At 66.8% G+C, this 19,375-nt stretch carries 16 protein-coding genes; 5 read left to right on the top strand and 11 right to left on the bottom strand.

Going from position 1 to position 19,375, the window contains the following annotated elements:
* Positions 1 to 22 precede the first annotated feature (22 nt).
* The 3 genes from atpA to G4Z14_RS18890 all read right to left on the bottom strand — a co-directional run bounded on the left by atpA (position 23) and on the right by G4Z14_RS18890 (position 3,371).
* Complete coding sequence (atpA, locus tag G4Z14_RS10470) at positions 23 to 1,561, bottom strand: F0F1 ATP synthase subunit alpha (RefSeq protein ID WP_164625440.1); 1,539 nt, start codon at positions 1,559 to 1,561, stop codon at positions 23 to 25.
* Positions 1,561 to 2,121 (bottom strand): F0F1 ATP synthase subunit delta, encoded by a 561-nt coding sequence (locus G4Z14_RS10465; RefSeq protein WP_164625438.1) that lies wholly within the window; start codon positions 2,119 to 2,121, stop codon positions 1,561 to 1,563. Before G4Z14_RS10465 ends, atpA begins: the two co-directional genes overlap by 1 nt.
* A gap of 488 nt (positions 2,122 to 2,609) precedes the next feature.
* Entirely contained in the window at positions 2,610 to 3,371 is a 762-nt protein-coding gene (locus tag G4Z14_RS18890) for a class I SAM-dependent methyltransferase (RefSeq protein ID WP_227751649.1), read from the bottom strand.
* 61 nt (positions 3,372 to 3,432) lie between these two features.
* On the opposite strand from G4Z14_RS18890, the gene gloB reads away from it, so the two are divergent.
* The gene (gene gloB / locus G4Z14_RS10455) at positions 3,433 to 4,212 is read left to right on the top strand and encodes a hydroxyacylglutathione hydrolase (RefSeq protein ID WP_164625437.1); all 780 of its coding nucleotides are present in this window, start codon (positions 3,433 to 3,435) and stop codon (positions 4,210 to 4,212) included.
* A 260-nt stretch (positions 4,213 to 4,472) separates the two neighbouring features.
* Positions 4,473 to 6,788, top strand: coding sequence for an ATP-dependent Clp protease ATP-binding subunit ClpA (gene clpA / locus G4Z14_RS10450; protein ID WP_164625435.1), 2,316 nt, complete (start codon positions 4,473 to 4,475; stop codon positions 6,786 to 6,788).
* Positions 6,789 to 6,923: 135 nt separating this feature from the next.
* Here the strand turns inward: clpA and G4Z14_RS10445 are convergent, their stop codons facing one another.
* From G4Z14_RS10445 to G4Z14_RS10430, 4 genes are all read right to left on the bottom strand, one after another.
* Positions 6,924 to 7,739 (bottom strand): DUF2189 domain-containing protein, encoded by an 816-nt coding sequence (locus G4Z14_RS10445; RefSeq protein WP_227751648.1) that lies wholly within the window; start codon positions 7,737 to 7,739, stop codon positions 6,924 to 6,926.
* Positions 7,740 to 7,895: 156 nt separating this feature from the next.
* Positions 7,896 to 9,350, bottom strand: a complete 1,455-nt coding sequence (locus G4Z14_RS10440) for a peptidoglycan -binding protein (RefSeq protein WP_164625431.1) — start codon at positions 9,348 to 9,350, stop codon at positions 7,896 to 7,898.
* On the bottom strand, positions 9,351 to 10,508 hold the full coding sequence (locus G4Z14_RS10435) for a biopolymer transporter ExbB (RefSeq protein WP_164625429.1): 1,158 nt from the start codon (positions 10,506 to 10,508) through the stop codon (positions 9,351 to 9,353).
* Positions 10,509 to 10,573: 65 nt separating this feature from the next.
* Entirely contained in the window at positions 10,574 to 11,104 is a 531-nt protein-coding gene (locus tag G4Z14_RS10430; RefSeq protein ID WP_227751647.1) for a gamma-glutamylcyclotransferase, read from the bottom strand.
* A gap of 61 nt (positions 11,105 to 11,165) precedes the next feature.
* Between G4Z14_RS10430 and G4Z14_RS10425 the strand changes: the two genes are divergently transcribed.
* The gene (locus G4Z14_RS10425; protein ID WP_164625427.1) at positions 11,166 to 12,161 is read left to right on the top strand and encodes a DUF2125 domain-containing protein; all 996 of its coding nucleotides are present in this window, start codon (positions 11,166 to 11,168) and stop codon (positions 12,159 to 12,161) included.
* Here the strand turns inward: G4Z14_RS10425 and G4Z14_RS10420 are convergent.
* The 3 genes from G4Z14_RS10420 to putA all read right to left on the bottom strand — a co-directional run bounded on the left by G4Z14_RS10420 (position 12,134) and on the right by putA (position 16,795).
* Entirely contained in the window at positions 12,134 to 12,499 is a 366-nt protein-coding gene (locus tag G4Z14_RS10420) for a GFA family protein (protein WP_164625426.1), read from the bottom strand. The two genes, G4Z14_RS10425 and G4Z14_RS10420, sit on opposite strands and share 28 nt — an antisense overlap.
* The gene (locus G4Z14_RS10415) at positions 12,496 to 13,236 is read right to left on the bottom strand and encodes a rhomboid family intramembrane serine protease (RefSeq protein ID WP_164625424.1); all 741 of its coding nucleotides are present in this window, start codon (positions 13,234 to 13,236) and stop codon (positions 12,496 to 12,498) included. Before G4Z14_RS10415 ends, G4Z14_RS10420 begins: the two co-directional genes overlap by 4 nt.
* Before the next feature lie 112 nt (positions 13,237 to 13,348).
* Positions 13,349 to 16,795, bottom strand: coding sequence for a bifunctional proline dehydrogenase/L-glutamate gamma-semialdehyde dehydrogenase PutA (gene putA, locus G4Z14_RS10410; RefSeq protein ID WP_164625422.1), 3,447 nt, complete (start codon positions 16,793 to 16,795; stop codon positions 13,349 to 13,351).
* Between the two features lie 106 nt (positions 16,796 to 16,901).
* Between putA and G4Z14_RS10405 the strand changes: the two genes are divergently transcribed.
* Entirely contained in the window at positions 16,902 to 17,375 is a 474-nt protein-coding gene (locus G4Z14_RS10405) for an Lrp/AsnC family transcriptional regulator (protein ID WP_164625420.1), read from the top strand.
* A gap of 23 nt (positions 17,376 to 17,398) precedes the next feature.
* On the opposite strand, the gene G4Z14_RS10400 is transcribed toward G4Z14_RS10405, so the two are convergent.
* A complete protein-coding gene (locus tag G4Z14_RS10400; RefSeq protein ID WP_164625419.1) occupies positions 17,399 to 17,860 on the bottom strand; it encodes an Lrp/AsnC family transcriptional regulator in 462 nt (153 codons plus the stop codon).
* Positions 17,861 to 17,962: 102 nt separating this feature from the next.
* Here G4Z14_RS10400 and G4Z14_RS10395 point away from each other — a divergent pair, with 102 nt between their 5' ends.
* Positions 17,963 to 19,375, top strand: coding sequence for an aminotransferase class V-fold PLP-dependent enzyme (locus G4Z14_RS10395; RefSeq protein WP_164625417.1), 1,413 nt, complete (start codon positions 17,963 to 17,965; stop codon positions 19,373 to 19,375).

Here is a 19,375-nt window from a genome sequence, read left to right as displayed (position 1 = left end):
GTGCCTTCTCCTTCAGGGCCGGTTACGCGAAGTCTTTGGCGAAGGCAGCGATCTCGGCTTTGATGGCTTTCTCCAGATCGCCCGCAACCTTGCGGTCGTTCTTGGTGATGTCTTCCAGAAGTGCCTTGCCGGTGGTGCGCAGGTGCTTCAGAAGGCCAGCCTCGAAGCGGCCGATGTCCTTGACCGCGACCTTGTCCAGCGCTCCGCTCGTGCCGGCGTAGATCACGCAGACGATTTCGGCGTTGGTCATCGGCGAGTACTGGTTCTGCTTCATCAGCTCGGTCAGACGCGCGCCGCGGTTCAGCAAAGCCTGGGTCGAAGCGTCAAGGTCGGAACCGAACTGCGCAAAGGCCGCCATTTCGCGGTACTGGGCGAGTTCCAGCTTCACCTTGCCAGCCACCGACTTCATGGCGTTGGTCTGAGCGGACGAACCCACGCGGGACACCGACAGACCGGTGTTCACAGCCGGGCGGATGCCTTGGTAGAACAGTTCGGTTTCCAGGAAGATCTGGCCGTCGGTGATCGAGATCACGTTGGTCGGGATGAAGGCCGACACGTCGCCGCCCTGGGTTTCGATGATCGGCAGCGCGGTCAGCGAGCCGGCGCCGAAATCTTCGTTCAGCTTCGACGAACGCTCCAGCAGGCGCGAGTGCAGGTAGAACACGTCGCCCGGATAGGCTTCACGTCCCGGCGGACGGCGCAGCAAGAGCGACATCTGACGGTAGGCAACGGCTTGCTTCGACAGGTCATCATAGATGATCAGGGCATGGCGGCCATTGTCTCGGAAGAATTCTGCCATGGCGGTCGCGGCGTAGGGCGCGAGGAACTGCATCGGAGCCGGGTCCGAGGCGGTAGCGGCCACGACGATGGTGTAGTCGATGGCGCCGGTTTCCTCGAGCTTCTTCACCAGCTGCGCCACGGTCGAGCGCTTTTGCCCGATGGCGACGTAGATGCAGTAGAGCTTCTTCGACTCATCCGCGCCAGCGGCGTCGTTATAGGACTTTTGGTTCAGGATGGTGTCGAGCGCCACAGCGGTCTTGCCGGTCTGGCGGTCGCCGATGATCAGTTCGCGCTGGCCACGGCCAACCGGGATCATGGCGTCAACGGCCTTGAGGCCGGTGGCCATCGGTTCGTGAACCGATTTGCGGGGAATGATGCCCGGGGCTTTCTGGTCGGCAATCCGACGCTCGGTCGCCGCGATCGGGCCTTTGCCGTCGATCGGGTTGCCAAGGCCGTCCACGACGCGGCCCAGAAGGCCATTGCCGGCAGGCACGTCCACGATGGACTTGGTGCGCTTGACGGTGTCGCCTTCCTTGATGTCCTGGTCGGAACCGAAGATCACGACGCCGACGTTGTCGACTTCGAGGTTCAGCGCCATGCCGCGGATCCCGCCGGGGAATTCCACCATTTCGCCGGCCTGGACATTGTCCAGCCCGTGAACGCGGGCGATACCGTCGCCGACCGACAGCACGCGGCCGACTTCGGCCACTTGTGCGTCTTTGCCAAAGTTCTTGATCTGGTCCTTAAGGATCGCAGAGATCTCAGCAGCCTGAATTCCCATCACCCAACCTCTTTCATTGCATTCTGGAGAGCCGCGAGCTTCGATTTGACCGAGGTGTCGATCATGGTCGAGCCGAGCTTGACGATAAGACCGCCGATGAGGCTTTCATCGACAGTGGTGTTCAGTTTCACGGTCTTGCCGACCTTGGCCTTCAGCGTTTCGGCCAGCTTCTTGGCCTGCGCGGCAGAGAGCTTGCTGGCCGAGGTGACGTCAGCGGTCACTTCGCCCTTTTCGGTCGCGATGCGCGCCTTGAGATCGGCCACCAGTTGCGGCAGCACGAACAGGCGGCGATTGCCACCCATCAGCGCCAGCGTGTTGGCGGTCAGGGCCGAAAGGCCCATCTTCGCCGCCACCGCCGCCATGGCTGCGCCCTGCTCGGCACGCGGGACCACCGGCGAGGCGATCATCGCGGCCAGCTCGGGGCTGGCAGCCAGAGCCGCACCCAGCGCATCGGCATCCGCCTCAAGCGCCTTCAGGTCTTTTGCTTCCTTGGCAAGTTCGAACAAGGCCTGCGCATAACGCCCGGCGATGCCCTGAGAGATCGAAGCTGGTTCGGACACGTCATCCCTTCCGCTGTCTTTGACCCGTCCCTTGCCTTGGGCGGCACATGCCGACCAGGGCGCAAGCGGGTGCATGCGTCTTTCGATTTGGCGCGTCTCTAGCAGAGCCTTCCCCACCCCGCAACCGGGCAGAGGCGCTTTTCGAGGGGAAAAGCATGCGGCAAACGGGCCTTTTCGGGTGGGGTCAAGGCCGGGCCTGCGGGCATGGCGCGAAACCGCCGGATGGCTAGCGCTATCACCCCGGAATGGTCCGCCGAACCGGCGCGCAGGCCCGGATGGCGTCGCCGCGGCAAATCCGGGCTTGATTCGATCTGCCCCGCGCAGCGTTGCGATTTTCAGGCCCTGTCGTGGGCATGCTGCGCCGGGCGAAAGCCCTTTCACGACGCGCCCTGCAAGGCCCTGGAACCGGCGCCGACAATGACACCGGATCCCTTGCAGGCCGAGGCCCTTTGGCGTCCGCTGCGGCGGGCGGGCGATGCGCCGCCGCGCTACCGCGACGCTTGTCCCTGTTTCGGGCTGCCGACCGGCTGGGCCGCGCCTTCCCAGATCCGCACCGGCTTTCTGACCCGCTCGGCCAGCCCGCCGCGCGTCGGGGCATAGACCTGCTTTGACGCCTCCACCATCAGCACCCCGCCCGACAGCCACGGCAGGCCGCGGCCCACCCGCTCCCAGACCTGTGCGGTGCGCAGCCAGAACGGCGCCTGACTGGGCGGCGCGTGCAGCACGGTCAGGTTGCGCTCGGGGGTGAAGCCGTGCCGCTTCAGCTGGGCCTCAAGCTGGCTGGCCGAATAGGGCCGGCCAAAGCCGAAGGGCGTGGCATCGCGGCGCGACCACAGGCCCGCCCGGTTCGGCACGATGAACAAGGCCCGGCCGCCGGGACCAAGGACGCGGTGCGCCTCGTCCAGCACCGCCGCCGGATCGTCGGAAACTTCCAGTCCGTGCATGATCGCCAGCCGGTCCACCAGCCCGGTCGACAGCGGCCAGAGATGCTCCTCGCACAGCACCGAGACATTCTGCATGCCCGCAGGCCAGGGCATCACCCCTTGCGGCCCCGGCATCAGCCCGATCACCCGCCGCGCCTCGGCCAGGTAGGGGCGCAAGAGCGGCACGGCAAAGCCGAAGCCGGCCACCGTCTGCCCCGCCAAGGGCGGCCACATCGCCACCACCTGATCGCGGATCGCCTTTTGCGCGACGCGTCCCAGCTGGGTTCGGTAGTAGAAATTGCGCAGGTCCAGCACATCAAGGTGCATTGCAGCGGGCCGTCCTTCGGATCATCCTGCGGCCAAGATACCCGGAACCGTGGGAAATGCCATGCCGCTTGAACTTGCCGTCGTGCCCTGCCTCAAGGACAATTACGCCTATCTGATCCACGACCCGGTTTCCGGCGCAACCGGCGTGGTGGACGCCCCCGAAGCCGGGCCGATCCTTGCCGAACTGGCGCGGCGCGAATGGCGGTTGACGGATGTTTTCCTGACCCACCACCATGACGACCACATTGCCGGGGTTGCCGCACTGCGGGCGGCAAGCGGCGGCACGCTCGGGGCAAGGGTCTGGGGCGCCGAGGCCGACCGCCACCGCCTGCCCCGCCTCGACTGGTCGCTCTGGGATGGCGATCAGGTGTCGCTTGGCCGCGAAGAGGGTGTGGTGATCGACGTGCCCGGCCATACCGTCGGCCATATCGCCTTTCACTTCGCCCGGTCGGGCCTGTGCTTCACCGGCGACAGCCTGATGGCCGGCGGCTGCGGGCGGCTTTTCGAAGGGCAGCCGGCGCAGATGTGGGCCTCGCTGCAAAAGCTTGCCGCCCTGCCCCCGGATACCCTGATCTGTTCGGGCCACGAATATTCCGCCTCGAACCTCAGCTTCGCCGCCACGATCGAGCCCGCCAACCCCCGCCTTGCCATGCGCCAGCACGAGGTGGCGCGGGCAAGGGGTGAAGGCCTGCCCTCGGTTCCCGTGGCGCTGGAAGAGGAGCTTGCCACCAACCCGTTTCTGCGCGCGGGCCTGGCCGAAGTGAAGATGGCGGTGGGCATGCCGGACGCGCCCGATGCCGAGGTTTTCGCCGAGATCCGGGCGCGCAAGGACCGGTTCTGAGCCAGGGCGCAGCCCGCCGCCGCGCGGCCCTCTGGCGCCGTGCCGCCCCCCGGCGCGGGGCGAAAACTGCCCGCAAAGGACCGGGTCAGCTTCACAATCTGAGTCGCATCTGCAACCCACGATCAATTTTGCAGCCCCACGCAAAAAGAAGCGCAATTAGGGCTTGAAACCCGGCCTAGAAAACCGATCCTTTACCTTATGAGGCCACGGTCGGTTCGGGCTGCCGCCCTCCCCGGCCCTGAAAACAGGAGCACATCAAGGTGCCGTCATTTTCGACCACGCTGGAACAGGCTATCCATTCCGCGCTGGCTTTGGCCAATGCGCGCCGACATGAACTCGCCACGCTGGAACACCTCCTGCTGGCGCTGATCGACGAACCCGACGCGGCCCGCGTGATGAAGGCCTGCTCCGTCGATCTTGAAGAACTGAAAAAGACACTGGTGGATTTCATCGACGACGATCTGTCGACACTTGTCACCAATGTCGAAGGCTCCGAAGCCGTGCCGACCGCCGCCTTTCAGCGCGTGATCCAGCGCGCGGCGATCCATGTGCAATCCTCGGGCCGCAACGAGGTGACGGGCGCCAATGTGCTGGTCGCCATCTTTGCCGAACGCGAGTCGAACGCCGCCTATTTCCTGCAGGAACAGGACATGACCCGCTATGACGCGGTGAATTTCATCGCGCATGGCGTGGCGAAAGATCCCTCCTATGGCGAGGCCCGCCCGGTGACTGGCGCGGAAGAACATGAGACGCCCAAGGGCGAAGCCGGCGAGGCCAAGGAAAGCGCCCTGTCGAAATATTGCGTCGACCTGAACGTCAAGGCGTTGAAGGGCGACGTTGACCCGCTGATCGGCCGCGAGGCCGAGGTGGAGCGCGCCATTCAGGTGCTGTGCCGCCGCCGCAAGAACAACCCGCTGCTGGTCGGCGATCCCGGCGTCGGCAAGACCGCGATTGCCGAAGGTCTGGCCAAGAAGATCGTCGACAAGCAGACCCCGGACATCCTGTCGGGTGCCACGATCTTTTCGCTCGACATGGGCGCGCTTCTCGCCGGCACCCGTTATCGCGGCGATTTCGAAGAGCGGCTGAAGCAGGTGGTCAAGGAGTTGGAGGATCACCCCGACGCCATCCTGTTCATCGACGAGATCCACACTGTGATCGGCGCCGGCGCCACTTCGGGCGGGGCGATGGATGCCTCGAACCTGCTGAAGCCGGCGTTGCAGGGCGGCAAGCTGCGCTGCATGGGCTCCACCACCTACAAGGAGTTCCGCCAGCACTTCGAAAAAGACCGCGCCCTGTCGCGCCGGTTCCAGAAGATCGACGTGAACGAGCCTTCGGTGCCCGACACCATCAAGATCCTGATGGGGTTGAAGCCGCATTTCGAAGACCACCACGACCTGCGCTATACCAATGACGCGATCAAGTCGGCGGTGGAACTGGCGGCGCGCTACATCCACGACCGCAAATTGCCCGACTCTGCCATCGACGTGATCGACGAGGCCGGGGCGGCCCAGCACCTGTTCCCCGAAGGCAAGCGCCGCAAGACCCTTGGCATCAAGGAGATCGAGGCGGTGGTGGCCAAGATTGCCCGCATCCCGCCGAAATCGGTGTCGAAGGACGACGCCGAAACCCTGCGCGATCTGGAGCGCACGCTGAAGCGCGTGGTCTTTGGCCAGGACAAGGCGGTGGAGGCGCTGTGCTCGGCGATCAAGCTTGCCCGCGCCGGCCTGCGCGAGCCGGAAAAGCCGATCGGCAACTATCTGTTCGCCGGCCCGACCGGGGTCGGCAAGACCGAGGTCGCCAAGCAACTGGCCTCCAGCCTTGGCGTGGAACTGCTGCGCTTCGACATGTCGGAATACATGGAGAAACACGCGGTCTCGCGGCTGATCGGGGCGCCTCCGGGCTATGTCGGCTTCGATCAGGGCGGCATGCTGACCGACGGTGTCGACCAGCATCCGCATTGCGTGCTGCTCTTGGACGAGATGGAAAAGGCGCACCCGGATGTCTACAACATCCTTCTGCAGGTGATGGACCACGGCAAGCTGACCGACCACAACGGCCGGACGGTGGATTTCCGCAACGTGATCCTGATCATGACCTCGAACGCGGGTGCCTCGGAAATGGCCAAGGCCGCCATCGGCTTTGGGCGCGAGCGCCGCGAGGGCGAAGACACCGCCGCCATCGAACGGATCTTCACGCCCGAGTTCCGCAACCGTCTGGATGCCGTCATCGCCTTCTCGCCCCTGGGCCGCGACATCATCCAGCAGGTCGTGACGAAGTTCGTCCTGCAACTTGAAGCGCAACTGATCGACCGCAACGTCCACATCGACCTGACGCCCGAAGCCGCCGACTGGCTGGGTGAAAAGGGCTATGACGACAAGATGGGCGCGCGTCCCTTGGGCCGGGTCATTCAGGAATACATCAAGAAGCCGCTGGCCGAGGAACTTCTGTTCGGCAAGCTGACCAAGGGCGGCACCGTTCATGTCGGCGTCAGGGATGGCGCGCTGCTGCTGAGCTATGAGGAACCGCAAAAGCCGCGGCTGACGGGCCAGAAGCCGCCGCTGTTGACGGCGGAATAAGGGGTCCGACCCAAAGCAAACCCCCGCCAGACCGGCGGGGGTTTTTCGTTGGCGGGCGGGCCTGCGCCTGATGGGCCGGCCTTGCCGTCGGCCCAGCCGATGAAGCCCGGCCCCAGCGGCGGCCGGTGGGGCGCGTCACACCACCGCGGCCCGGTAGAGGTGCCAGGTGGCATGGCCGAGCACCGGCAGCACGAGGATCAGCCCGACCAGCATCGGCAGCATCCCCAGCGCCAGCCCCAGCGCCACGATCAGGCCCCAGGCCCCGATCACCACGGGATTGTCCCGCGCCACCTTGACCGAGGTCGTCACCGCGACTGGCAAGCTGACATCACGGTCCAGAAGCAGCGGAAAGGACACCACCGACACCGCCAGCACGGCGATGGCCAGCACCAGACCGACCGCGCCGCCGATCCCCAGCAGCGCCCAGCCCGCGGGCGTTGAAACCACCGCGCGCACCAGCGCCGCCAGACTGGCCGGAGGCTCCGGTCCCAGCGTCACGTCATAGATCGTGTTCGCCAACAGCATCCAGGCGATGAAGATCACCCCGTTGAAGCAACTCAGCATCAGGATGCGCGGAAAGCGCGGCGAATACAGCACGTCGAACAGCGCCAGCCAGGTGACAGGCACCCCGGCCTCGCGCCGCCGGCTGATCTCGTACAGCCCCAGCGCCGCGACCGGCCCGATCAGGGCAAAGCCCGACAGCGCCGGAAAGATCAGATGCGCCTGATCGTCCTGCGCGGCCAGACCGAGAAGCGCGGCCCCCATCACCGGGTAGATCAGGCAAACGAACATGATGTCCGAGCGCATCGCGCCCAGATCGGCCCAGCCCTTGCGCAGGACAAGGCCAAGGTCCGAAAGCGTCAGCCTGCGGGTCTGCGGCCGGGCATCCGGATCGGCGGCCGGGGCAACGATCACCCCGACATAATCTGCCGCCGATCCCAGGATATGCATGGTCCAGGATAGCGGATTTCCAATGGTTCTCTGCATTTGCGTCCTCCGGTTTCGCGGAAGGCCGGGGCCAGCAGTCACCCCGGTCGTCCTAGGTGGCAGCAACTACCTGCCAGCCTAGCACAGAACCGGCCCGGACCCAATCACGGCGTTGCGAGTTCAGCGTTCTGTCAGCTTCAGCTCGATCCGCCGGTTCTGGGCGCGGGCCTCGGCGCTGTCGCCGGTTGCGACCGGCTGGAATTCGCCAAAGCCGGTGGCCGCCAGCCGGGCGGGCGGAAAGCCCAGATCGGCCACCATGTAGCGCACCACCGACAGCGCGCGGGCTTGACTGAGTTCCCAGTTGTCGGCAAAGGCGCCCGCGCCCGACAACGGCACGTTGTCGGTGTGGCCGTCGACCCGGATGATCCAGTCGATGCCGGGCGGGATCTGGCCAGCCACTTCGGTCAGCGTCGCCACCACCCCGGCAATCTGCGCCCGCCCTTCGGCGGCAAGATCGGCGGCGCCGGGGGTGAACAGCACTTCGGAGGAAAAGACAAAGCGATCGCCCACCACGCGCACCCCTTCACGCCCGGCCAGAACCTGCGACAATTGCCCGAAGAACTCGCTGCGGAAGCGGGCGAGATCGGCGTTCTCGGCTTCCAGCCGCTTGCGCTCGGCTTCCTCCAGCTCCGCCCGTCGCTTCTGTTCGGCGGCGACCTGTGCCAGCGCCGCGTTAAGCTGGCTGCCAAGGTTTTCCAGCTGCACCTGCGCGGCGGCATCGCGGGCCGAGGAGGCTTCCAGGAGGCCCTGCAACTGGCCAAGCTGGGTCCGCAGGGCGGCGATCTGTTCGTTCAAGAGCGCCAGCTTGCGTTCGGCGGCGATGGCCTTTTCCTGCTCTTCGCTCAGCGTGGCCTTCGCGACATCCAGAAGCGTGCCCTTTTCCGCCCCCTCCGGCGGTTTGGCGCGGGCGGCGGCCAGCAGGGTCAGCACCTCCTCGGCCTCCTTGCGTCTGGCTTCAAGCGCAAGGGTCAGGGCGGCAAGCTCATCGTCCGAGGCCTTCAGCTTGTCCCGCAGCGCGGCGAGGGCCGCGGCGTCGACCAGACGCGCCGCCTCGGCCTCGGAAATCTTTGCCTCAGCCGCGACCAGCGCGGCGGCATCGGCCTTGCCCTTGGCCTGCAGGTCGGCCACCAGCGCCTCCAGCGCCTCGCGGCGGGCGGCGGCCAGACGGGCGGCCTCGGCGGCAGCGTCAATCTCGCTGCGGGCACCGGCCAGCGCCGCTTCCAGCGCCGATTTCTCATCGCCAAGCCGGGCGACATCGCCCAATGCAGCATCCCGTTCGTCCAGAAGGCCCCGGACCTGTATCTCGAAATCGCCGATCCGGTCCTCGGCATTGGTCAGGCTGGCCTGCAGGCTGTCGGCGCGGGCGCGTTCCAGCCCCAGCGCATCGGCCAGTTGCGCGACCTGCGCGTTCAGTTCGGCCAGTTCGTTGCCTTGGGTGGTGATGGTGTCGCGCAGCACCGCCTGCATGACAGTGAAGATGGTCAGGACGAACATCATCACCATCAGCAGCGTGGTCACGGCATCGACGAAGCCGGGCCAGATCATCGAACTGTCACGGCGGCGCGACAGACCCATCTAGTGCCCCCGGCCCAACTGCCGCACGGCGGCGGTCAGCGCGGTGAGATCGGCGCGCAAGTCGGCGGTGGATTCCGCCCGCCCCGCCGTCATTTCCTCAAGGATGCGCAGAAGCTGCACGTCGATCGAGCGCAGCCGCATCCGGCTTTCGGCATCGGAATGCGCCCCGCCTTCGGCGCCGGCCAGCGCGGCGATCAGGCGATCCTGCCCCGCGGCGATGCGGGTCAATGCGGCAGTCTGGGCCGCCATTGTCTCGCCCTGCGCCGCGATGCGTTCAAGCGCCTCGCCGAACGAGGCCAGCCGGTCATCCAGCGCGCGGCGGTCCTGTTCGCCTTGGGCGGCGATGGTCTGCAAGACCTCGACCTGCGCGCCAAGATGGTCGATCAGCCCGGCCAGCGGCGGCGCGTCACCCTCGCCTTCGCCCGAGGTGAAGCCGACGCGGGTGATGGAGGACAGCCAATCCTCAAGCTCGCGGTAAAAGCGGTTCTGCCCGTGGCCGGCGAACAGCTCCAGCAGCCCGACAACCAAAGACCCGGCCAGGCCGAGCAGCGAGGAGGAAAACGCCGTGCCCATGCCGCCCAGCTGGCTTTCCAGCCCCGCCATCAGCTTGGAAAACACATCCAGCCCGCTTTCGCCCTCTTGCGGCGCAAGGCTGCGGATGGTGTCGACAACGGCGGGAACCGTGGTGGCCAGCCCGTAGAAGGTACCAAGAAGGCCAAGGAAAATCAGAAGGTTGATCAGGTAGCGCGTGATGTCGCGGGCTTCGTCGATCCGCGTCGCCACCGATTCAAGGATGGAGCGCGTGGAGGAAGCCGACAGGTTCGACCGCGCCCCCCGACTGCGCAGCAGTTGCGCCAGGGGCGCTAGCAGCAAGGGCGCCGGCGCATCGGCAGAGCCGGGGTCATGGCGGGCAAAGGCCTCGATCCAGCTGACCGATTGCACCAGGATGAACACCTGCCAGAAGCAGGTGGCGACGGCCAGCAGGAACACCCCGGCGATGAACCCGTTCAGCCAGGGGTTGGTGCCGATGATGCCAAAAACCGTCTCATGGATCAGCCAGGCCCCCGCCATCACCAGCCCCGACACCACAAGCATGGTGACGATCTGCCGAATGGGTTGGCTGAACCTCAAACTCGCTTCGGGGGCGGCTTTGCGCATTTTTCCTGCCCGATTGTTCTGCTCTGAGGCGACAATAGCAGGCAGGCGGGGGTTGCCAAGAAAAACTAAAGCGACAGCACCCGGGCGGCGAGCCATTCCAGATCATTATCGCCGATGCCCAGCTCGGCCAGATGGCGGGCGGTGGAGAACAGGTAATCGCGGTTCGGCCCGCGCCCGCCCACCGCCTCGGCGATGATCCGGGCCTGTTCTTCCAGCGGCAAGCCGCCGCAATACTGCACATGGTGCGGGTCGATGACGAACACCAGCGCCTCCACCTGCCGCCCGTCCGCCAGATCGACCGGCAGCCAGCGCTCGAGATAGGCGGACGAAATCAGCTCCCGCTCGCGCAACCCGTGCAGCGTGGCGTCCTCGGCCCCCGGCGCCACGCGAAAGGCGACGCCGTCGCAATGCGCCCCCGGATCGGCGTCGAGCGCCAGCACGAGGCCGGGGTTTTCCTCGGTGCCGCGGTGGTGGATCGAGCGCATGCAGAAACTGCGGTGCCAGCCCGTCGCGCGCGCGATCACCTGCTCGGCCACCGGAAACTCCGGGTTCCAGATCAGGCTGCCATAGCCAAACACCCACATGTCATGCGCCATCGCTGGCCCCCCTGTCAGGCGATGGTGTAGAAAGGCGGCGCGAAAATGGGAAGGGCTGTCGATGCGGGGGTTGATCTGGGTGACGGTGGTGCTGGCCGGGCTTTGGGGCGGCTGGTGGCTGGTCGGCTCGCGCGGGGTCAAGGCGGCGGCAGAGGAGTGGTTTGCCGCTCAGGCCGCCCGCGGCATCGAGGCGGGCTATGCGGATATGACTGTCGCGGGCTTTCCCAATCGCTTTGACCTGACGGTCAGCGAACCAGAGCTTGGCGATCCGGCCACGGGTCTCGGCTGGCGCGCGCCGTTCGCGCAGGTCTTTGCGATGACCTGGAAACCCTGGCATCTGATCGCGGCCCTGCCCGGCGGGCAGGTGTTCCGCCTGCCGGGGGGCGAGGTGACTTTGGACGGCACCCGGATGATGGGGTCGCTGCTGCTGGTGCCGGGGAGCGATCTGGCGCTTGCCGAGGCGGTGGCCGAAGGCGAGGCGCTGGCGCTGGCGCCGGGGCTTGGCGGGATGCGGGGGGCGGAGCGGGTGGTGGTGTCGATCCGTGCCGACCAGACCCGCGAACATGGCTACCGGATCGGGGCAAAGCTAAGTGGTCTCGGGCTGGATGCGGTCTGGGCGGCAGGGGCCGGCCTGCCGGCAGAGATCGCCGAAGGCTACCTCGACGCCACAGCCGACCTTTCAGCCGCCATCGACCGCCACGCCGCCGAAACCCGGCCTGCGCTGCAGCAGCTTGACCTGACCGCCTCCCGCCTTGTCTGGGGAGAGCTGAACCTCTCGGCCACCGGACAGCTTGCCGCCGATGCTGCGGGGTTCGCCGCCGGCCAGATCGACATTCGCGTCGAGAACTGGCGGCTTCTGCCACCGCTTCTGGTTGCCACTGGCACGATCACCGCTGATTTCGCCCCGACCCTGACCCGCGGGCTGGAGGTGATGGCCGAACAGGGCGGCGAGCCCGAGGTGCTGACCCTGCCGCTGGTCGCCCGCGACGGCACCATGAGCCTTGGCCCCTTGCCGCTTGGCGCGGCGCCTTATTGGGGGGTGCGGTCGGACGGGTGATTGACCCCGTCAACCCAAGGCACCTCGCCCAGATCGCGCGGATTGACACCCGCCAGGATCGCCACATTGACGCCGAATTCCTGCGGGTTCGAGCGGCGCTGGTGATGGGTGTAGATACCGCAGGTCTTGCAGAACCAGTGCTTCGCGGTGCGGGTGCCGAACTGGTAAAGCGTCAGGTTTTCAACGCCTTGCAGCACGGTGACACCGGCAAGCGGGGCGGAAACCGCAATCGCGCCACGCCGGCGGCAATAGCTGCAATCGCAGCGTCGGGCGGTGGCGAGGCCGTCAGACAGCGCCACCTCCAGCACGACCGCGCCGCAATGGCAGCTTCCCCTCATCGCCGCGGGACGCGCGGGATGTTGGAGCGCGACAGCGGATAGGCGGCCTGCGGGTGCGGCGGATGCCCCGCGGTCCGGGCCCAATAGCTCCGCCCCCCGCGGCGCAGGAAAGCCGGAAGGCCAAGGATCAGCCCGCCGGCAAAGCCGCCGGCATGCGCCCAATAGGCCACCCCGCCCATATCGCCCGGCACCGAAAGGCCGGAGAACAGTTGCAGCGCGAACCAGACGCCCAGCACGATCCAGGCCGGAATGGCGAAAATGCGAAAGAAGATGATGAAGATGAACAGCACGTCGACGCGCGCCTTGGGAAACAAAAGCAGATAGCCCCCCATCACCCCGGCAATCGCGCCCGAAGCCCCGACCATGGGAATGGTGGAGAGCGGGTCCATCGCCACCTGGGCCAGGGCGGCGGCAAGACCCGCCAGCAGGTAGAACAGCAAAAAGCCGCCATGGCCCATCTCGTCTTCCAGATTGTCGCCGAAGATCCACAGGAACAGCATGTTGCCAAGGATATGCATCCAGCCCGCATGCAGGAACATCGAGGTGACGATGCTGGCCAGCCCCTCGCCCCGCATCAGGCTTTGCGGCACCAGCCCCCAGGTCATGAACAGGCGGTCGATCTGGAAATCGCTGAGCGAGGTCCAGTAGCCGAGGAAGACCACGGCGTTGAGCGCGATCAGGGCGAAGGTCACATAGGGCGTGCGGCCCGAGGGGTTGTGGTCGCGGATCGGGAACATGGCGGCAGAGTTTCTGATCCCGCCCCGGGCGTCAAGCGAAGAAGGGGGGCTTTCAGCCCCCCTCGCGCGTGCCGCGCTCACCCCCCGAGGATATTTTCGAACAGATGAAGGATCAGCTGCCCGAGACCTCGGCCAGGAGCTGGGCATTGCCGCCCGAGGCCGTGGTGTCGATGCAGACATGGCGTTCCAGCATGGCGTGGCCGGCATCGGGCAGCGCGCCGATCAGGGGCAGGATCGGGCCCTTGCGGGCGGCAAGCGCGCGGGCGCGGGCGCGGGCGCCCTCGCTGTCGCCCCACCAGAGCGCGCCGGAGAACCCGTCCAGCCGGGTCAGGGCCAGCGGCGAAAGGCCGGGGGCCTCGACCGCATGGCCACCGAGGGCGCGGACGGCTTCGGCCTGGGCCAGCGCCGTTGCCGCCGAGGGACCAAGGCACAGCACGGGCGCGCGGGGCACCAGGCTGAGCTTGTTCGACTCGCCCGTCGGGCCGGGCAGCACCAGCGCGCGCTCGGGATGCGCCGTGGCGCGATCCAGCCGCAGGGCGGCGGCAGTGTCGGCTTCGGGAGTCTCGCGGTCGTCCTGACCGGCGGCGGGCGTCGCGGGTCTGGTGAAGCGGGCAAGGTATTCCGGGCCGCCCGCCTTGGGGCCGGTGCCGGACAGACCTTCGCCGCCGAAGGGCTGGCTGCCGACGACGGCGCCGATCTGGTTGCGGTTGACATAGGTGTTGCCGACCTGCAGCGCATCCACGACGGCCTGCACCCGGTCGTCGATGCGGGTATGCAGGCCGAAGGTCAGCCCGTAGCCGGTGGCATTGACCGCCTGCACCACGCGGTCGATCTCGCCCGCCCGGAAGGTGGCGACATGCAGCACCGGGCCGAAGATTTCGCGGCCCATATCCGCGATGCCTTTGACGCGGATCACGGTGGGGGCGATGAAGGTGCCCGCGGTGGGGGCGGTCATTTCCTTCAGCACCCGGCCTTCGGCACGCGCCGCGGCGACGTAATCGGCGATGCCCTTGCGGGCCTCCTCGTCGATCACCGGGCCAACGTCGGTGAACAGGTTGGCCGGATCACCCAAAGCCAGCTCATCCATCGCGCCGTAGAGCATTTCAAGGGTGTGGTCCGCCACATCCTCTTGCAGATAGAGGCAGCGCAGCGCCGAGCAGCGCTGGCCCGCCGACTGGAAGGACGAGGCCAGCACGTCGCGCACCGCCTGTTCGGGCAGCGCGGTCGAATCGACCATCATCGCGTTCAGGCCGCCGGTTTCGGCGATCAGGGGTGCAGTCGGGTCGGCGTTTTCCGCCATCGCCTTGCGGATCAGCAGCGCCACTTCGGTCGAGCCGGTGAAGGCCACGCCCGCAACACGCGGGTCGCGGGTGATTGCCGCGCCGATGCGCCCGTCGCCGGGCAGAAGTTGCAGCGCGCTGGCCGGCACGCCCGCCTGATGCAGGAGCCCGACTGCCACATGCGCGATGAGCGGGGTCTGTTCGGCCGGTTTAGCGACAACGGCATTGCCGGCGGCCAGTGCCGCGCCGATCTGGCCCGAGAAGATCGCCAGCGGGAAGTTCCAGGGCGAGATACAAGCGAAGGTGCCGCGTGCGGGGTTCACAAGGCCCGCAGCACCATCGGCATAATAGCGCAGGAAATCAACGGCTTCGCGCAGTTCGGCCACGGCGTCTGCGGCAGTCTTGCCGGCCTCGCGCGCCAGAACCGCGAAGATCGGGCCGAAGTTTTCCTCATAAAGGTCGGCAGCGCGGCGCAGGACGGCGGCGCGTTCGGGGGCCGCTGCAGCCCAGGGCTCGGCCAGTCGCAGGGCGGTGTCGACATCCGGCTCGCCCGCCGTCAGCACATGGCCAACCAAGGCGCCGGTGGCGGGGTTCCTCACCTCCAGCCGCTCCGCCCCGGCCATGGCACCGGCGATTCGCGGTGCCGCTTCGAAAAGCCGCTCCATGTGGGGGGCGCGGGCGGCCTCGATGGCGTCCAGATCGCCGGAGTCGGTCAGGTCGAAGCCCTTGGAGTTGGCGCGGGCGCCGAACAGCGACGGCCCGGTGGCAATGGCCGGATTGGCCAGCGCCGCCACCGTCTCCATAGCGGTCAGCGGGCAGGCGGCGACGGTTTCGGGGCTGACGTCCTCGTTGACGATCTGGTTGACGAAGGATGAGTTCGCGCCGTTTTCCAGCAGGCGGCGGACGAGATAGGCCAAGAGGTCACGATGCGCGCCGACGGGCGCGTAGATCCGGCAGCGGGTCTGGTTGTCGGTCAGCACGATGTCATGCAGACGTTCGCCCATGCCATGCAGGCGCTGGAATTCGAAGGCGCGCTTGTCCGTGGCCATGTCCAGAATGGCGGCAACGGTATGGGCGTTGTGGGTGGCGAATTGCGGATAGATCCGGTCGGTCAGGCCCAGAAGTTTCTTCGCGTTGGCAATGTAGCTGACATCGGTGGCCTGCTTGCGGGTGAAGACCGGGAAGCTGTCCAGCCCCATCACCTGCGCCCGCTTCACCTCGGCGTCCCAATAGGCGCCCTTCACCAGACGGACCATGATCTTGCGATCCAGCTTTTCGGCCAGCGCGTAAAGCCAGTCGATCGTCGCGCCGGCGCGGCGGCCATAGGCCTGCACCACAACGCCGAACCCGTCCCAGCCCTTCAGCGCCGGATCCGACAGCACGGCCTCGATCACCTCCAGCGACAGCGCCAGACGGTCGGCCTCTTCGGCGTCGATGTTGAAGCCAAGACCGGCCGCCTTGGCCAGCCCGGCCAGCGCGCGGACGCGGGGGACGAGTTCCTCCATCACCCGGGCGCGCTTGGCGACCTCGTAACGCGGATGCAGTGCCGAGAGCTTCACCGAAATGCCGGGATTGCTGCGGATGTCGCCGGTGGTCGCGGCGGCGGCGATGGCGGTGATCGCCTTGGAATAGCTCAGGTGATAGCGCCGCGCGTCGGCCTCGGTGCGCGCCGCCTCGCCCAGCATGTCGTAGCTGTAGGTATAGCCCTTTGACTCCAGCTCGCGGGCGCGCTTCATGGCCAGCTCAATGGTTTCGCCCAGAACGAAGTTGCGGCCCATCTCCTTCATGGCGCGCGAAACGGCGGTGCGGATCACCGGCTCGCCCAGCCGCTTCACGGCGGCGCGCAGATGGCCGACGACGCCCGGTTCGCGATCGTCCAGCACCTTGCCGGTCAGCATCAGCGCCCAGGTCGAGGCGTTCACCAGCGACGAAGCCGACTGCCCCAGATGCTTGCCCCAGTTCGACGGCGCGATCTTGTCTTCGATCAGCGCATCCATGGTTTCGGCGTCCGGCACCCGCAGAAGCGCCTCCGCCAGGCACATCAGCGCGATGCCTTCGTCGGTCGACAGGCCGTATTCGGCAAGGAAAACCTCCATCAGACCGGGCTTCACGCTGGCGCGGATGCGGCGTACAAGGTCGGCCCCGGCGGCAGTGATGCGGGCGCGTTGCGCCGCATCCAGCCCCGCTTCCACAATGAGCGATTTGACCAGCGCCGCCTCGTCGCGCAGGGAGTGCCGGTCGATGATCTGCCAAGGGGTCTGCGCGGGGGTTGCGGTCATGATGAGCTCCATTTGATTGCGCCCATGATAGCGCAGGTTTGACAGGCGGTTCGCCTTAAGTTAGGGCAAACGGCAGGCCATTTCTGCGAAACGAAGGGAAAGCGCCATGTCAATCGCCCTGTCATCTGCCCGCATTGATCTCGACCGATTTGACGAGGCCATCCTGAGGGTTCTGGCGGTCGAGGGGCGGATCAGCGCCACCGAGCTTGCCCGCCGCATCGGGTTGTCGAAATCGCCGACGCAGGCGCGGATGAAACGGCTGGAGGATGCCGGCGTCATCACCGGGTATCGCGCCAATCTTGACCCGATCCGCATGGGTCAGGCGCATGTCGCCTTTGTCGAGGTGCGGCTTTCGGACACCCGCGAGGCGGCACTTCAGGCCTTCAACAAGGCGGTGCTGGCGATCCCCGAGGTGGAACAATGCCACATGATCGCCTCGCGCTTTGACTATTTGCTGAAGGTCAGGACCAGCGACATTCAGGATTACCGCCGCGTTCTGGCCGAACGGATCTCGGCCCTGCCCCATGTCGCCGGCACCTCGACCTATGTGGCGATGGAGGCGGTGAAAGAGGTGTTCTGACCGGGTCTTCGGCGCGCATCAGGTCAAAGCGGGATCGGCCGCTGCTCCTCAATCGCTTCCATGGCGAAGAACGAGGTGACGGTTTCCAGTTCGACCTTTTCGATCAGGCGCTGATAGACCGCGTCATAGCCGGCCATGTCCTGCGTCACCACCTTCAAGAGATAGTCGTATTCGCCGCCGATCCGGTAGAAGTCGATAACCTCCGGAATGGTGCGGACATGGCTGCGAAAGGCGCGCAGCCAGTCGGCGGAATGGTGGCGGGTTTTCACCATGGCAAAGACCACCAGCCCCGCCCCCAGCAACTGCCGGTCGAGGACCACCGTGCTGCCCTTGATCGCCCCCGACGCCTCCAGCCGCTGCAAGCGCCGCCAGAGCGCGTTCTGCGACAGGCCCACCGTCTCGGCCAGCGCCCGCTGCGAGGCGGTGGCGTCGCGCTGCAGTGCTTCAAGGATGCGGCGATCAATCTGATCGAGTTTCAGCGTCATTTGCAGATCATATGACACATAAAACAGAAAAGATACGCATAATCTGAGCGGTTATTCTCACCAAAGCTGCGCGATACTCCCCGTACAGGAGGAGACCCGCTCATGACCATCGCCGCCCCGCATCCCGCACTTGCCGCCTTCAAGGCCGAACTTGGCCAGCCCGACCTGCCCGCCCGCCTGCGCGCCGGGCTGATCGGCGAGACTGCGCGGATCACCGGACCGCGCGGGCGCCTGCCGCTGCTTTATGCCGATTACGTCGCCTCGGGCCGCGCCTTGCGGCAGGTGGAGGAGTTCGTGATGGAGCATGTCCTGCCCTATTACGCCAACACCCACACCGAAACCTCGTTCTGCGGTGCCTACTCGACCGGCCTGCGTGAGGCGGCGCGGGCCGAGATCGCCCGCATTCTGGGCGCGGGGCCGGATTGCCATGTGGTGTTTTCCGGCGCGGGGGCGACCGCGGGGCTGAACCGGGTGGTGGGGCTTTTGAACATTCCCGCCGTGCTGGCCAAGGGCGGCCGCGCCGTGGTGCTGCACGGGCCCTATGAGCATCATTCCAACATCCTGCCCTGGCGCGAAAGCGGGGCGGAAGTGGTGGAGATCGCCGAAAGCCCGGCGGGCGGACCGGACATGGCAGCGCTTGCGGCGGCCCTGCAGGCCCATGCCGGGGCGGACCTGCTGGTCGGCACCTTCTCGGCGATGTCGAATGTCACCGGCATCGTGACCGACAGCGACGCGGTGACGCGGCTTTTGAAGGCGCATGGCGCGCTGGCGATCTGGGACTATGCCGGCGGCGCGCCCTATCTGCCGATGCAGATGCAGACCGCGCCCGATGCGGCCAAGGATGCGATCATCTTCTCGGCGCACAAGTTTCCCGGCGGGCCGCAGGCCTCGGGTGTGCTGGTGTTCCGGAACGGCGTGGTGCGGCGCGACACGCCGACCCTGCCGGGGGGCGGCACGGTGGCCTTCGTCTCGCCCGAGACCCAGCTTTACAGCCCCGACGTAGTGGCCCGCGAAGAGGCCGGCACGCCGAATGTGGTGGGCGACATCCGCGCCGGGCTGGTGCTGCTGGTGAAAGAGGCGCTGGGGCAGGACTGGATCACGGCGCGCAATGCCCGGCTTGGCGCATTGGCGCGCAGGGCGTGGACGGGCCTGCCGGGGCTGGAGATCCTCGGCAATCCCTCTGCCGCGGCCCTGCCAATCTTTTCCTTCCGCATCCACGATGCACAAGGTGCCCCGGTCGACCATATCGCATTCACCCGCAGCCTGTCGGAGAATTACGGCATTCAGGCGCGCGGCGGCTGTTCCTGCGCCGGGCCCTATGGCCACCGGCTCTTGCACATCGACCCCAACACCTCGGCCCATATGGCGCAGGAGATCCGTGCAGGGCATGCGGTGGACAAGCCCGGCTGGGTGCGGGTGAACCTGTCTTACCTGCTGACCGATGCCAAGGCGGTACAGATCATCGACGGCATCGCGCAGGCGGTGGCCGAAGTTCAGACAATCAGGGCCGCGTGA

Origin of the sequence: Tabrizicola oligotrophica, from assembly GCF_011008935.1 — a bacterium.
In the GTDB taxonomy this organism is placed as follows: Bacteria; Pseudomonadota; Alphaproteobacteria; order Rhodobacterales; family Rhodobacteraceae; genus Tabrizicola_A; species Tabrizicola_A oligotrophica.
Note: the sequence above shows the minus strand (reverse complement) of the source record. Positions and strands in the feature narration are given on the sequence as shown.